Origin of the sequence: Acidovorax sp., assembly GCF_046341535.1 — a bacterium.
In the GTDB taxonomy this organism is placed as follows: domain Bacteria; phylum Pseudomonadota; class Gammaproteobacteria; order Burkholderiales; family Burkholderiaceae_C; genus Acidovorax.
In genome coordinates, this window is the sequence record NZ_JBKDRI010000183.1 from 1 (window position 1) to 14,987 (window position 14,987).

The 14,987-nt window shown below is 66.0% G+C and carries 10 protein-coding genes and 1 pseudogene; 7 read left to right on the plus strand and 4 right to left on the minus strand.

What is annotated here, in order from left to right:
- Positions 1–127 precede the first annotated feature (127 nt).
- Positions 128–454 (plus strand): annotated as a pseudogene (locus ACK543_RS13940) (Crp/Fnr family transcriptional regulator); the annotation flags it as partial.
- 76 nt (positions 455–530) lie between these two features.
- Here the strand turns inward: ACK543_RS13940 and ACK543_RS13945 are convergent.
- On the minus strand, positions 531–2,240 hold the full coding sequence (locus tag ACK543_RS13945) for a methyl-accepting chemotaxis protein (RefSeq protein ID WP_409943445.1): 1,710 nt from the start codon (positions 2,238–2,240) through the stop codon (positions 531–533).
- Between the two features lie 323 nt (positions 2,241–2,563).
- On the opposite strand from ACK543_RS13945, the gene ACK543_RS13950 reads away from it, so the two are divergent.
- The 6 genes from ACK543_RS13950 to htpG all read left to right on the plus strand — a co-directional run bounded on the left by ACK543_RS13950 (position 2,564) and on the right by htpG (position 11,443).
- A complete protein-coding gene (locus ACK543_RS13950) occupies positions 2,564–3,190 on the plus strand; it encodes a methylamine utilization protein (protein ID WP_409943446.1) in 627 nt (208 codons plus the stop codon).
- The gene (locus ACK543_RS13955; protein ID WP_409943447.1) at positions 3,187–5,541 is read left to right on the plus strand and encodes a putative bifunctional diguanylate cyclase/phosphodiesterase; all 2,355 of its coding nucleotides are present in this window, start codon (positions 3,187–3,189) and stop codon (positions 5,539–5,541) included. The genes ACK543_RS13950 and ACK543_RS13955 overlap by 4 nt, the downstream gene beginning before the upstream one ends.
- 81 nt (positions 5,542–5,622) lie before the next feature.
- Entirely contained in the window at positions 5,623–6,645 is a 1,023-nt protein-coding gene (locus ACK543_RS13960; RefSeq protein WP_409943448.1) for a pseudouridine synthase, read from the plus strand.
- A 301-nt stretch (positions 6,646–6,946) separates the two neighbouring features.
- Positions 6,947–8,284: an esterase/lipase family protein gene (locus ACK543_RS13965; protein ID WP_409943449.1), complete on the plus strand. Its 1,338-nt coding sequence runs from the start codon at positions 6,947–6,949 to the stop codon at positions 8,282–8,284.
- A 112-nt stretch (positions 8,285–8,396) separates the two neighbouring features.
- Positions 8,397–9,332, plus strand: a complete 936-nt coding sequence (locus ACK543_RS13970) for an exopolyphosphatase (protein WP_409943450.1) — start codon at positions 8,397–8,399, stop codon at positions 9,330–9,332.
- 137 nt (positions 9,333–9,469) lie between these two features.
- On the plus strand, positions 9,470–11,443 hold the full coding sequence (htpG, locus tag ACK543_RS13975; protein WP_409943451.1) for a molecular chaperone HtpG: 1,974 nt from the start codon (positions 9,470–9,472) through the stop codon (positions 11,441–11,443).
- A gap of 80 nt (positions 11,444–11,523) precedes the next feature.
- Here the strand turns inward: htpG and ACK543_RS13980 are convergent, their stop codons facing one another.
- The 3 genes from ACK543_RS13980 to ACK543_RS13990 all read right to left on the minus strand — a co-directional run.
- Positions 11,524–12,630: a serine/threonine protein kinase gene (locus tag ACK543_RS13980; RefSeq protein ID WP_409943452.1), complete on the minus strand. Its 1,107-nt coding sequence runs from the start codon at positions 12,628–12,630 to the stop codon at positions 11,524–11,526.
- 119 nt (positions 12,631–12,749) lie between these two features.
- Positions 12,750–14,186 (minus strand): serine/threonine protein kinase, encoded by a 1,437-nt coding sequence (locus ACK543_RS13985; protein WP_409943453.1) that lies wholly within the window; start codon positions 14,184–14,186, stop codon positions 12,750–12,752.
- A gap of 72 nt (positions 14,187–14,258) precedes the next feature.
- Positions 14,259–14,987 (minus strand): metallophosphoesterase family protein (locus ACK543_RS13990; protein ID WP_409943454.1); only part of this gene is annotated, 729 nt, incomplete at its 5' end.

Below are 14,987 nucleotides of genomic sequence, written 5' to 3' on the forward strand. Positions count from 1 at the left end.
GGGGGCCGGTGTGCCTGGTTACCACGCCATAGCCTTTTGCAGCACATCAAAGCCCTGGCCAGAGCACTTGGCAGCCCAAAATCAACAGAAAAACTCGCTTCGCTCCGCCTTCGACCAATTGCCGTGAAATATTCGGGTTAACCGGTTTGTGATGAACCAGCTCAACGAACGGCTTGGCCAATTCATTGCTGCACGTGAAATTGATCGCATCAACAACCCTGATGTGCGCGTGGCCCGCAGCCTTGCGTCCTTGTTCAATCCGTTGCTGTACCCGGGCGTGGGCGAGGTGCTGCGCATCACCCAGCAAGAGCTGGCGTATCTGGTGGGGCTGTCGCGGCAGCGGGTGAACGAGGCCCTCGCCACCCTGCAAGCCCAGGGCGCGATTCGCGTCGAGTATGGCGGGGTGCGCGTGCTGGACCTGGCTGCACTCAGATCCAGCGTGACTTCTGGCTGAAGCCAGCCCCCCGCAGCCGGGCTTGTGACGCGACCGCGCGCCGCGGGGCAGGGAGTAGCGGTGCGCGCAACGGGCGTCAGCCGCGCGGCAAGGCGGGGGCATTCCCCCTGGCTGATGCAATCGGGCGGTTGCCTACGCTGCGGGCTGGCGCAGGCACGGCGGCCGGCGGTGCGGCGGGCGGGAAGCCCGCCCCGCTGGTGTGGTTGCCGTCGTCACGCCGGAGACGGAAGGCACTCACCATCTGGGTGAGACGCCCAGCCTGTTCCTTGAGGCTTTCGGCAGCGGCAGCCCCTTCCTCCACCAACGCTGCGTTTTGCTGTGTCATGTCTTCCAGCTCCCCCACGGATTGACTGACGTTGCCAATGCGTTGACTTTGCTCCTGCGTGCCGGCCGTGATCTCGCCCATGATGTCCGACACACGTCGGACCGACAGCACCAGGTCCTCAATGGTTTTACCCGCGTGGTTGACCAGGGTGCTGCCTTGTTGCACCTGTTCCACGCTCGCGCCGATCAGGGCCTTGATTTCGCGGGCCGCATTCGCCGAGCGCCCGGCCAGGCTGCGCACCTCACTGGCCACCACGGCAAAGCCCCGGCCTTGCTCCCCTGCGCGGGCAGCTTCCACCGCCGCGTTCAGCGCGAGGATGTTGGTCTGGAAGGCGATTCCATCAATGACGCTGATGATGTCAGCAATCTTGCGCGAGCTGGCGCTGATGGTGTCCATGGTGCTCACCACCTGCGAGACCACCTCGCCGCCCCGCGTAGCCGCTTCAGAGGCCGTGGATGCCAGCTGGTTGGCTTGCCGGGCCGAATCGGCGCTTTGCGTGACCGTGCCGGTCAGGTCGGCCAGCGCAGAGGCTGCGCTTTGGAGATTGTGCGACGTGTGCTCGGTGCGCTGGCTCAGGTCCAGGTTGCCCGAGGCGACCTCTGAGCTGGCCACCAGGATGGAATCAGCGGTCTGTCCGATCTCTCCGACCAGCGAGCGCAAGCGTTCCTGCATGGCAGCGATGGCGTCGAGCAGGCGGCCGGTCTCGTCGTGGATGCGAACCTCCACCTGCGAAGTCAGGTCACCGCTGGCAATGCGCTCGGCCACCACCACGGCCCGACCAATCGGCGCCGTGATGCTGACCGTGATGCGCCACGCGATCAGCCCGCCCAGCGCAATCGCCAGCACCACCAGCAGGATACCCGCCGTGCGGGCACGGCTTTGCGTCTGCTGGGCGGACAGCGTGGCCTCGGCGTTGAGGGTGTTTTGCAGTTCGATCATTTCGCGCAACTTGGCGCGCCAGGCGTTCTCGCTGGGTGCGACGCGCGTCATCAACGACAAGGTGGCGCCCACCGTATCGCCTTCGTCGATGGCTTTGATGGCCGTGGCGAGTTCGGGCAGGGTCTTTCGGCCCAGTGCCTGGACTTCTTCCAGCAGCTTGAGCTGCTGCGGCGCTGCACTGCCCTTCGTGAGTGCCTCTACCAGTTCCGCCTCTTCCCGGGAGTACTCTTTGATGCTTTTGCCTACGGCCTCGATCTGCTGGCGCGACTGCTTGGAGTCGATGTCGTTGAGCATGGCGGCAGACCGGCTCTGGATGCCGATGGCGCTCACGGTTTCAAGCATGCTGTTGATCAGCTTGGACTTCTGCGCGCCCGGCCCAGTAATGAGCTGCATCTGATCGTGCACCTTACCCAGGGACAACTGGCCAACAGCAGCCACTGCAATCAGCAGAACCAGAAGACATCCGAAGCCGAGTCCGAGACGGCTAGAGATCGAGAGCGATTTGATGGCGGGCAGTGGCATGGGCGGTCCTTAAGTATCGAACGTGCGACGATCGCAGGCGCTGTGGGAAGTATGCAATAACAATGCCTGCACTAGCCCGCGCGGTGCGTGACATTCGCCGCGGCAGTGTAGATAAATTTTACAAAATGTGTCATGAGGCTTGTGGATCTTTATATGTGTAATTTGCATAGCTGCCATTGAAGGCAGGGGGCGGAGCGCCAGGTTGTTTTCACGGCGCCAATACCTGAGCGAGCCCCAGCCCGCCCGTGTATCGACATTTGACAATGGGTTCCACCGCCCTAAGCCGCAGTGTATAAATTGCAACAATTTATGGGGAGTTTCTGATGGCCGTTCGTGTCCTGTTGCCTGCGCGCCCGTGCCTGCTGTTCGCTGCCAGCCTGGTTGCAGGGCTTGTGCAGGCCGCCGCGCTGGAGATCGATGTGACCGACGCGGCGGGGACGCCCCTATCCGATGCGGTGGTTTTCCTGGAGTCGCCCGAGGCGCGTAGGCTGGTCAAACCCCTGGTTGGCGCGGAGATCGTGCAGGAAGGGCGCCAGTTTTTGCCGGCTGTGATGGTGGTGCCCACGGGCACCGAGGTGCTGTTTCCCAACCGCGACAAGGTGCGGCACCACGTGTATTCGTTTTCCCCGGCCAAGAAGTTCGAACTCAAGCTGTATTCAGGCACGCCTTCCAACCCGGTGCACTTTGACCAGTCGGGCGTGGTGGTGCTGGGCTGCAACATTCACGATCGGATGGTCGGGTGGGTGGTGGTTGTGGACACCCCGTACTTTGCGCAGTCCGACGCCGTTGCCGGCAAGGCGCGGATCGACGGCGTGCCCCCGGGCAGGTACACCTTGCGGACATGGCATGCCCGCTTGCCGATAGGTGCGCCTGCACTCGAGCAGGCGCTGGTGGTCGGCGCTTCGGCCGTGAGCCAGGCCAGCGTGCGCGTTACAGGATTACAACCTTGAACGAGCGATGGCGCTGGGCCCGTGGCAGCCTGATCCTGCGTCTGGTCGGGATATCGCTGTTGCTTTTGCTCATCGTGCAGGCCGCAGGCTTTGGGGTGGTGCGGGCCGGCATCGACCACAACGCCCGCACGCAAATCGAGCATGCACTGGATCTTGACGAGCGCATCTGGCGTCGTCTGCTCGACCAGAACGCCGACCGGCTGCGCCAGGGGGCCGCGCTGCTGGTGGCTGACTATGCCTTTCGCTCTGCCGTGCATTCGGGCGACGAGGAAACGATTCAGTCGGTGCTTGAAAACCAGGGCAGCCGCATTGGCGCGGCCGTGACGGCATGGCTTGGCATGGACCTCGCCTTGCGTGCGGTCAGCCTTGCCGAGGGCATGGAATCCTTTCCTGCCACCCTGCGTGACGTGGTGCCGCCCCTGGCCGAGGAGCCCTGGGGCAGCCAGATTGCCGTCATCGGCGGAATCCCCTACCAGTTTGTCCTTGTGCCCATGCGGGCGCCGGTGGTGGTGGGTTGGGTGCTGATGGGGTTTCCCATCACCCAGATGCTGGCAGACGAGATGCGCCAGCTCATGTCCGTGCATGTCGTGTTGTCCGTGCGCGGCGCAGACGCCAGCGTAGAGCTGCCCGTGAGCACGCTGCCTGCGTCGGTACTCGCCCAACTCCAGGGCCAGGGCATGGTGGCCGACGCGCTGGTCACGCCAGAGGGGACCCTGCTGGCGCGGGATGTCCGGCTGATGAGCGCGGGCAAGGGCACCGATGTGCGTACCTTGCTGCTGCGGTCGGTGGACGAGGTGGTGGCGCCCTACCGCCGGTTGCAGGTGCTGCTGGCGATGATCACCGTGGCGGGTCTGGCGCTGTTTGCCGTGGGCACAGGCCTGGTGGCACGGTGGGTGACCATTCCGTTGCGTTCGCTGCTCACGGCCACCCAGCGCTTGTCCCGGGGGGAATACGACGTGCCGCTGGAGCACATCGGGCGCACCGATGAAATCGGTAATCTGGCCCGTTCGTTCGACCAGATGCGCGTGGCCATTGGCAGCCAGCAACACGAGATACGGCGGCTGGCCTACTGGGACCGCCTGACGGGTTTGCCCAATCGTGAACGGTTTCGGGAGGCCGTCGTCCAGGCCATGGGGAGCCATGACCGGGCGGTGCAGCCGCTGGCAGTGCTGACGCTGGACCTGGACCGGTTCAAGCATGTGAACGATGTTCTGGGCTACGCTTATGGCGACCGTCTGTTGCAGGCGGTGGCCGACCGGCTTCGCACGCAGGTCACATCCGAGGCTGACGTGGTGGCGCGCCTGGGGGGCAACGAATTTGCTCTGCTGCTGCACGGGGCCACGGCGGCCACGGCACGGATGGTTGCGGACAAGATCATCCATGCGTTTGAAGATCCGCTGGCGCTGGAAGATCAGACGGTGGACGTCAGTGCCGGTATCGGCATCGCCTGCTGGCCGGCCGACGCGGCCGACGCCGATGCGCTGCTCAGCCATTCGGAAATCGCCATGTATGCCGCCAAGCATCAGCTCAGCGGTGCCTTGCAGTACGACGAATCGTTCAACCTTGCGAGCACGCAAACGCTGTCCCTGCTCACCGAACTGCGCCGCGCCGTGGAGCACGATGAGTTGCGCCTGTACCTGCAGCCCAAGGTGCCTTTGCAGGCAGCGGGCGCGATGGCCGCAGAGGCCCTGGTGCGGTGGCAGCATCCGCAGCGCGGGCTGGTGCCGCCGGTGCAGTTCATCCCGTTTGCCGAGCAGACGGGCTTTGTGCGGCAGTTGACCCTGTGGATCTTTGAGGCCGTGGCGCGCCTGCTGGCGGCGCATTCCGTGCAGCTGGAAGGGCTGCGCGTGTCGGTGAACCTGTCGACCCGCGACCTGCTCGACCCCGATCTGAGCAACCGCCTCGCCAGCATCCTGTTGCGCCATGGCGTCAAGGCCAGCGCGTTCTGCCTGGAAATCACCGAAAGCGCGATCATGGATGACCCACAGCGCGCCGAAGCCATGCTCAATCGTCTGTCGGAGCAGGGTTTTAAGCTATCCATCGACGATTTCGGGACGGGGTATTCCTCGCTGGCGTACCTCAAGCGCCTGCCGGTCGATGAGCTCAAGATCGACAAATCGTTCGTGATGGGCATGGCCAAGGGCGGTGATGACGCCATGATCGTGCGCTCCACCATTGACCTGGCCCACAACCTGGGGCTCACGGTCGTGGCCGAGGGCGTGGAGACGGCGGATATCCTGGAGCAGCTGCGCGGGCTGTCCTGCGATGAAGCGCAGGGCTACCACATCTCGCGGCCCGTGCCGGTCAATGACTTTTTGATCTGGTGTGCCGACGCACAAGCCGCCGTCTGACAGGGCGGTACCGGGCTTCGGTGCGTGGGTTGATTCGGTCGTGCGCCAGCACACCTGAAGCCGCAGGCGAAAATACACACCATGCCGAATTCTCCGCCCCGCCCGCCGTCTGGTCCAGCCGCCGCCCCGTGCGCCAGTGACGGGCCTGCGCCCAGCCCCGTGCCTGCCCAGCGGGCGGTGCTTCGCCGCCCTGACCTGGCTCCCAAGGCAGCGTCCCCGCGGCCCGCTGCGCCGCCCCGCCCGTCGCGGGCCCCTGCGCCCACCGGCTATCGCACGGCATCGGCTGGCTTTGTGGCGCCGGTTCGCCAGGCTGCTGTGCGTGCGCCGGCGCCCCTGGCGTCCAACGGCCTGCCCACCTCCCGTCTGAACAAGCGCATGGCGGAACTGGGCCTGTGTTCGCGGCGCGAGGCAGACGACTGGATCGCGCAAGGCTGGGTCAAGGTCAACGGCACAGTGGCCGAGATGGGGGTGCAGGTGTTGCCCACCGACCGCATCGAGGTCGACAGGGTGGCCCAGGGTTTGCAGGGCCAACGCGTCACCATCTTGCTGCACAAGCCCATGGGCTACGTCAGCGGTCAGGCCGAAGATGGGCACACGCCTGCCGTTGCGTTGATCAACCCGCGCACCCGCTGGCGCGAGGACCCCAGCCGCCAGCGTTTTTCGCCACCCCAGCTGCGCGGGCTGGCGCCTGCCGGGCGGCTGGATATCGACTCGGTGGGCCTGTTGGTGCTGACGCAGGACGGCCGAGTGGCACGCCAGCTGATCGGTGAAGATTCCACGGTGGACAAGGAATACCTGGTGCGCGTGCAGTACGGCGCGGTGGCCACCAACGTGCAGTCAGCCTTCCCTGCCGATCAGCTTGCCCGGCTGTGCCACGGGCTCTCGCTCGATGGGCAGGCGCTCAAGCCCGCCAGGGTCGAGTGGCAAAACCCCGAGCAACTGCGGTTTGTCCTCACCGAGGGCAAGAAGCGCCAGATCCGGCGCATGTGCGAACTGGTCGGGTTGAAGGTGGTGGGGCTCAAGCGCATCCGCATCGGCGGCGTGACTTTGGGCAACCTTCCGGTGGGGCACTGGCGTTATCTGTCTGCCCATGAGCGCTTCTGAGCCAAAAAACGGCAGTTGGATGCATTTGCCAGCGCTGCTGTTGGGGTGCCAGGCAAGGTGCGACGACGCGGCAGGCTCGTGCCTGCAAGGAGGAGCAACACCGCATGGCGCTCCAAAAGCGGTGCTGGCAAGTGCATAGCGCTGTCACCCCCAAGGTGAGGTTGCAAAAACAACCCAAGTCCCGCGTCCACGCGGTGTGCGGCAAGATGACAAGCGGTCAACTGCCGTTTTTGGGCTGAGAGCAGCGCGCCAGCTGTCCACCCGCCCGAAACCCCTGTACACCCTGCCAAACGCCGTCTCCATGCCCCCATCTGACCACCGCAAGTCCCCTAGTCCCGCCGGTCGCGAGCGCGGCGATACGGGCGCGTCGGGGGACGCCGCGCGGCCAGGATTGCTCGGTCAGCTACGCCCCTCCGACCTGCGCGGTGTGGCCCGGCTGGCCGCGCAGGCCACGGTCCGCGTCAGCCGGGTGGCCGAGGGCGTGCACCAGGCCGTGCTGGGCACCATGGGGCTGCCCGGGGGGGACCAGCCCGCTAGCACGCGCGGCCTGACGGGGCTGGTCTACCAGAGCGTGCGCGGCGTGGCGAACCTGGTGGACGCGGGCTTGCAGGCCGGGCTGGCCCGTCTCGAACCATTTTTTTCGGCGGGTGACGATCTCCAGCCCGTGCGGTGGGAGCGCGAGGCCGTGCTGGCCGCGCTCAACGGCGTGATGGGCGACCGGCTGGAACTCGATGGCAACCCCTTGTGCACGCGCATGGGCCTGTACCAGCGCGGGCTGCCGCTTGACACCCAGGCGCTGGCCGATGCGGGCACCGTATCCGGCAAGCTCCTGGTGATGGTGCATGGCTTGTGCATGAACGACCTTTACTGGAACCAGGGCGGCCATGATCATGGGGCCTTCCTTTCGCGTGAACTGGGCTATACCCCGGTCTACCTTCGCTACAACACGGGTCTGCACATATCGGTCAACGGTGCTGCGTTGTCGGATGGTCTGGAGGCCTTGGTCGCGTCCTGGCCGGTTGCGGTGACCGACATCGCCATCGTGGCCCACAGCATGGGTGGGCTGGTAGCGCGCAGCGCCTGCCATCATGCGGCGAATGCATCCCGCCAAGACGGGGGCAAGACCGGCGGCCGCTGGCTGCCGCTGCTGCGCCACCTGGTGTTTCTGGGTACGCCCCACCACGGAGCGCCGTTGGAGCGCGCCGGCCAGTGGGTCCATGTGCTGCTGGGCCGTTCCAGCTATTCGCGCCCGTTTGCCCAACTGGCCCGCCTGCGCAGTGCCGGGATCACCGACTTGCGCTACGGTTTCGTCCTCGATGCGGATTGGCAGGGGCGTGACCGGTTCCGCAAGGAGCCGGACCGCCGCACGCCCGTCCCGCTGCCAGCAGGTGTGGCCTGCTACGCCGTCGCGGCCACGCTGTCGCCGCAGCGCAGCCCGGCCGCGCGGGTCCTGCTGGGCGATGGGCTGGTGCCTGTGCGCAGTGCCCTGGGCGTGCATGATGATCCGGCCCGCGTGCTGGGCTTTTCAAAATCAAGGCAGGCCGTGTTCTACCAGCTGGGCCATGTGGCCCTGTTGGGCGATGCACGCGTGGCCCGGCAACTGGCGCGCTGGCTGGCCCCGCGCAGGCCCAAAGCATGACGGCGGGCCTATGGGGGGCGATTTTTTCCAGACAGCGGGCATTGCATCAGCCCGGAGCGCGGCTACCATCTACGGGTTTCGGATCAAACCGAGCCAATAACAGGAGAGAGATGTGAGCGTCGTGAAATACCGTCTCGTGACCCGCAGTGACTTTGACGGGCTGGTGTGCGCCGTGCTGCTCAATGAGCTGAACCTGATCGATGAGACCACCTTCGTGCACCCCAAGGACATGCAGGACGGAAAGATCGCCATCACCGATCGCGACATCACCACCAACCTGCCCTATGTGCCGGGCGCGCATCTGGTGTTTGACCACCACGAATCGGAAGCCGTGCTCAACTCCGGCAGGCGCGATGAAAACCACATCATCGAAGTGCATGCCCCGTCGGTGGCAAGGGTGGTCTACAACTACTACGGGGGCAAGGCGGCGTTTCCGCGCATCACCGACGACATGATGGCGGCGGTGGATCGGGCTGACTCGGCCAACTACTCCCGCGAAGACATCCTGAACCCGCAGGGCTGGGTGTTGCTCCATTACCTGATGGATTCGCGCACGGGGCTGGGCCGTTTCCGTGATTTCCGCATCAGCAACTACACGCTGATGATGGACCTCATCCAGTACTGCCGCCACCACACCATCGAAGACATCCTGAAGCTGCCTGACGTGCAGGAACGCGTCGACCTGTACCGTGAGCACGCGCCCATGGCCCAGGAGCAGCTCAAGCGCTGTGCCATCTGCATCGGCAAGCTGGTGGTGCTCGATCTGCGCGACGAGGAGACCATCTGGGCCACCAACCGGTACATGATCTACGCGCTGTACCCGCAATGCACTATTTCCATCCACGTGCTGTGGGGGCTGCAAAAGCAGAACACGGTACTGGCCATGGGCAAATCCATCCTGGACCACAGCAACAAGACGCATGTGGGCAACCTGATGCTGGAATTTGGCGGCAGAGGGAATGCGGCCGCCGGCAGCTGCCAGGTGGCCAATGACAAGGCGGATCTCGTGTTGCAATCCCTGGTCAAGCGCATCACCTCGGCAGGCTGACCGCGGCTCGGCACGTGCTTCGGCGGCCGCCTGGCCGTGGCGGTGCGCAGCTCCACCCCCTTGAGATCGCTACCTGCGCCCCTATGTCAGGGGCGTTGTCAGTTGTTCGTATTTGTACTACCCGCACGTCAAAACCCATGAGCAAGCAAACCCTGTCATTCCAGGCCGAAGTGGCCCAGCTGCTGCACCTCGTCACCCACGCGCTGTATTCGAACCAGGAGATTTTTCTGCGCGAGCTGATCTCCAATGCGTCGGATGCCTGCGACAAGCTGCGCTTTGAAGCGCTGAACCAGGCCGCCCTGTTCGAGGATGCGCCCAACCTGGAAGTGCGCGTCACCTTTGACAAGGCCGCCAAGACGCTCACCATCACCGACAACGGCATCGGCATGAGCCAGCAGGAGGCCATCGACCACCTGGGCACCATCGCCAAAAGCGGCACCAAGGACTTCATGGGCCGGCTCAGCGGCGACCAAAAGCAGGATGCCCAGCTCATCGGCCAGTTTGGCGTGGGCTTTTATTCCGGCTTCATCGTGGCCGACAAGATCACCGTGGAGTCTCGCCGCGCTGGCCTCAAGCCCGAAGAAGGCGTGCGCTGGGTGAGCGGCGGCACGGGCGACTTTGAGGTGGAGACCATCACCCGCGCCGAGCGCGGCACCAGCGTCATCCTGCACCTGCGCGACGACGCCGAGGAATACCTCAACGCCTGGAAGCTCAAGCAGGTCATCGCCAAGTATTCCGACCACATCAGCCTGCCCATCCTGATGGAAAAGGAAGAGTGGAAAGACGGCGAGCTCATCAACCCGGGTGACCAAAACGGCGGCCGCCAGCCCGGCGGCATGGTCAAGACCGACGAGTGGGAAACCATCAACAAGGCCAGTGCCCTGTGGACGCGACCCAAGAAAGACATCACCGACGGGCAGTACGCCGACTTCTACAAGGCCATCAGCCACGACCACGATGCGCCGCTGACCTGGTCGCACAACCGGGTGGAGGGCAACACCGAGTACACGCAACTGCTGTACATCCCTGGCAAGGCGCCGTTTGACCTGTGGAACCGCGACAAAAAGGCGGGCGTGAAGCTGTACGTCAAGCGCGTGTTCATCATGGACGACGCCGAAGCGCTGATGCCCACTTACCTGCGCTTTGTGAAAGGCGTGATCGACTCGAGCGACCTGCCGCTGAACGTGAGCCGCGAACTGCTGCAGGAAAGCCGCGATGTGCGCGCCATCCGCGAAGGCAGCACCAAGCGCGTGCTGAGCATGCTGGAAGACCTGGCCAAGCACGACAAGCACACCGCGGGCGAAGGCGCCGACGGCGTGACGGATGTGGTGAGCGAGGAGGACAAGGCCAAGGAGGGCAAGTACACCAGGTTCTACGCTGAGTTTGGTGCTGTGCTGAAAGAAGGCCTGGGCGAGGACTTTGCCAACCGCGAACGCCTGGCCAAGCTGCTGCGCTTTGCCAGCACCACCAGCGACACCGTGAGCGTGGGCCTGGCTGACTACAAGGCCCGCATGAAGGAAGGCCAGGAGGCGATCTACTACATCACCGCCGAAACGCTTGCCGCCGCCAAGAACAGCCCGCAGCTTGAAGTCTTCAAGAAAAAAGGCATCGAGGTGCTGCTGATGACCGACCGCGTGGACGAGTGGGCGCTGAACTACCTGCACGAGTTTGACGGCACCCCGCTGCAAAGCGTGGCCAAGGGTGCGGTGGACCTGGGCAAGCTGCAGGACGAAGCCGAGAAAAAGGCCGCAGAAGAAGCCGCCGAAGCCTTCAAGCCCGTACTGGCCAAGCTGAAAGAGGCCCTGAAGGACAAGGCCGAAGACGTGCGCGTGACCACCCGCCTGGTCGATTCGCCCGCGTGCCTGGTCGTGCAGGATGACGGCATGAGCACCCAACTGGCGCGCCTGCTCAAGCAGGCCGGGCAGGAAGCGCCGCAGACCAAGCCCGTGCTGGAGGTCAACGCAGAGCACGCGCTGGTCAAAAAGCTCGACGGCAGCGTGCATTTCCACGACCTGGCCCACATCCTGTTCGACCAGGCGCTGCTGGCCGAAGGCGGCCTGCCGGAAGACCCGGCGGCGTATGTCAAGCGGGTGAACGCGCTGCTGGTGTAGGCTGTTTCACGGCGGCTTGGCCACCCTCGGCGCGCAGGGTGGCCCCGGCCATGCAGTCGGGGACGGAATCCTGGGCTCGATCACGCCACCAGCGGCGCCTCTTGCATGGCCTCGTTTTGCTCGATCAGCATGTCGATCTGGCCGCGCCAGTAGTCGCTGCTGCCAAACCACGGAAAGTTCACCGGAAAGATCGGGTCTTGCCAGCGGCGCGCCAGCCACGCGCTGTAGTGGATGAGGCGCAGCGTGCGCAGCGGCTCGATCAGGGCCAGCTCGCGCCGGTCGAAGCTGCGAAACTGTTCGTAGCCCTCGATGAGTGCGCCGAGCTGGTGGGTGCGCTGGCGGCGGTCACCCGACAGCAGCATCCACAGGTCCTGCACGGCCGGGCCCATGCGGGCATCGTCCAGGTCTACAAAGTGCGGGCCGCCACGGCCCCATTCGTCCAGGGGCGTCCACAGGATGTTGCCGGGGTGGCAGTCACCGTGCAGGCGGATGGATGTGGCATTTTCTAAACCAAAAACACCACCCGCGCTTGATGCGCCTGCTTTCGCAGCTATTAATTCAATAGCTTTGCTGCATGCGTCCCGCCAGGCGGACTGCATGTCCAGCGGAATGATGTGGTGCGCCAGCAGCCAGTCGCGCGACGCGATGCCGAAGCTCTGCAGGTTCAGCGCGGGCCGGTGCACGAAGGGCTGCGCTGCGCCGACGGTGTGGATGCGGGCCAGGAAGCGGCCGATCCACTCGAGCACCTCAAAGTCATCCAGCTCCGGCTGTCGGCCGCCGCGCCAGGGGCTGACGGAAAACGCAAACCCGTCATGCTGGTGCAGGGTCTGGCCGTTCAGCACCATGGGGCCCACGGCCGGCACCTCGGCCGCCATCAGTTCGGCGGCAAAGGCATGTTCTTCCAGGATCTGCGCCGTGCTCCAGCGGCCGGGGCGGTAGAACTTGGCCACCACGCGTGCGCCGTCTTCCAGCGTGACCTGGTAGACGCGGTTTTCGTATGACGACAGGGCCATGAGCCGACCGTCGCCATGCAGGCCCACGCTGGCCAGCGCGTCCAGCACCTGGTCGGGGGTCAGGCGGGCGTAGGGGTGCAGGCGGGCGTAGGGGTGCAGGTCGGCGTCGCCCGCCGAGGGTTGCGGGGCGGCTGCCACAGGGGGCTGGCGGTGGTCGGGGGGCTGGTGGGGCATGCCCGATTGTCGCCGCCGTGCGCACCGGGGCGCGCATGGGCGACGGCAATGGGGCGGCTGTGCCGGGCAGGATGGCGGTGTGAGTGAGTGAGCACTTCGTGTTTGGTGCTCTTGGCTCTTCAGTCGTCGCCCGCCTGGGCCAGCTGCGTGAAGGGCAAGGCCTGTTTGACCAGGATGACGGTGCAGTGCGCGTCACGCGCCACGCGCATGGGCACGGTGGCGATGAAGCGCTGGGTGTGCAGGCCGTGGGTGGCTGCGCCCACAATCATCATGCTGACGTGGTTGCTGGCGGCGTAGCGCACCAGCGCCTGGGCCACGTCGCTGGCTTCGAGCACGTGGTAGCTCACCGGGTGGCCGGTCAGGTCCAGGCCCTGGGCCCACTGGCGCAGGCGCGCGGTGTGCTGGCGGTGCAGGGTGGTTTCGCTGCGCTCGGTGTCGGTCAGGCTGCTGGCCGACGGCGAGATCACCGTGACGCAAGCGAGCCGTGCGCCGGGCCGGATGCCCAGGGAACGGCCCACGGCCTGCCGCAGCGAGTACAGCGTGGCGTCGGTCACATCGGTGTGGGGCACGGCCACCATGACGATGGGGGTGTCTTCGATCTGCTGCGTGGGCAGGGGGCTGGGCCGGTACTCCATGCCCGCCGCGCGGAACCAGCGCTTGACCAGGGTGCGCAGCGGCTCGCCCCGGATGCGCTCGCTGCGCTCGGTCAGCAGCACGCTGGCGGGGTTGGCCAGGTCCAACGCAAGGTGCGCGGCCGAGGGGTAGCGCTGCGCGGCCTCGGGCTCCAGGCAGCGCAGGATGATTTCTTGCAGCCACGGCGGCGTGTCCGGGCGGTGCTTGCGCGGCGGCGGCGGTGGCATCCACAGGCGTTGGCGCATGCCGCCGCGGGTGGTGGGCGCGCCAAAGGGCAGCTCGCCGGTGGCCAGCTCGTACAGCATGACGCCGATGGCGAAGATGTCGCTGCGCGGGTCGCCGCGCACGCCCACCACTTGCTCGGGCGCAATCCAGGCGGGCGAACCGACGGCCTGACGCATTTCTTCGGCCAGCAGGTCGGGGTAGTGGGCGTGGCACGAGAGGCCGAAGTCCAGCAGCACGGCGCTGCCGTCATCCTTGATGAGCACGTTGGCGGGCTTGAGGTCCAGGTGGCACACGTTCTGCTGGTGCAGGCTGTGCGCGGCGTGGGCCATGGCCGCGCCCAGGCGGGCCGTGGTGTCGGCGCTGGGGCGCTCGGGCAGGTCCAGCCAGTGCTGCAATGTCTGGCCGGGCACGTATTCCATGACGAGGTAAGGCAGGCGGCTCAGGTCGCCCGCGGCCACGAAGCGCGGCACATGCGGGCCGGTGAGCACGGGCAGGATTTGCAGTTCGACCTCGAAGCTCACGATGGTCTCGGCCCCGTCGCCCACCGTCATGCGCGGGATCTTCATCACCATGGCAAAGCCGCTGCTGCGGCCTGCCTGCGCGTAATCCACGGCATAGATGTGGGCCATGCCACCGGCGTGGATGCACTGGCGCACCCGAAAGCCGTCGATCTCGGTGCCGGGTTCCAGCTTTTTCATCGTGCAGGGCGGGGGGCTGTGGCCAAAGGCGCTTGCATGTCGTGTGGCGCGTCCGATGGGCGGCAGACGCCGTCAGAGGCCGCTTTCCAGCCGGTCGGCATAGAAGGCGGGCAGCCCGGCGGCGCGGATGGCGGCTGCTGCGGCCTCGTGGTCGTAGGGCACGCGGTAGAAGGTAATCAGGCGCGCGGCATCATCAAACAGGGCGTACATGGCGCGGGGGTCGCCATCGCGCGGCTGGCCCACCGACCCGGCAATGGCCAGCCACTGGCGGTGCGGCGGCACGGGCAGGGCCACGCCGGGCTCGGGCGCAAAGCGCATGAGCTTGCCGGTGGGGGTCATGAAGTACAGCGACTGACCATGCACGTGGCCGCTGAAGACGTAGCGGATGGCCGGGTCCAGCGCCTGTGCGGCGGTCATGCTGCGCTCGGCAGCGCCCGAGTCTTCCACATAGCGCCACTGGGCGGGCTGGTCGGCGCTGGCGTGGACCAGCAGGGCGGTGTTGTCCATGCGCGTGGTCAGGGGCAAGGACTGCAGAAAGGCGATGTGCTCGGGCCGCAACTGGTCATGCGTCCATTGCGCGCCCAGGGCACCGCGGCTTTGGGCGGCGGCAGGGGGCGAAAGGGCCATGGCGTCGTGGTTGCCCTGCACCACCCACGCGCCCTGCGCAGCCAGCGCCATGATGTCGTCGAGCACGGCCGCCGGTTCGCCGCCGTAGCCCACCAGGTCGCCCAGCAGCGCAAACTGCTCGGCCCCCTGGCCGCGCGCGTGCGCAAGGCACGCCGCCAGCGCGGGCCGGTTGGC

Coding starts and splice junctions, on each gene's coding strand:
- ACK543_RS13960 (WP_409943448.1), top strand. CDS start 5,623: ATGCCGAATTCTCCGCCCCGCCCGCCGTCTGGTCCAGCCGCCGCCCCG.
- ACK543_RS13965 (WP_409943449.1), top strand. CDS start 6,947: ATGCCCCCATCTGACCACCGCAAGTCCCCTAGTCCCGCCGGTCGCGAG.
- htpG (WP_409943451.1), top strand. CDS start 9,470: ATGAGCAAGCAAACCCTGTCATTCCAGGCCGAAGTGGCCCAGCTGCTG.
- ACK543_RS13980 (WP_409943452.1), bottom strand. CDS start 12,630: ATGCCCCACCAGCCCCCCGACCACCGCCAGCCCCCTGTGGCAGCCGCC.
- ACK543_RS13945 (WP_409943445.1), bottom strand. CDS start 2,240: ATGCCACTGCCCGCCATCAAATCGCTCTCGATCTCTAGCCGTCTCGGA.
- ACK543_RS13950 (WP_409943446.1), top strand. CDS start 2,564: ATGGCCGTTCGTGTCCTGTTGCCTGCGCGCCCGTGCCTGCTGTTCGCT.
- ACK543_RS13985 (WP_409943453.1), bottom strand. CDS start 14,186: ATGAAAAAGCTGGAACCCGGCACCGAGATCGACGGCTTTCGGGTGCGC.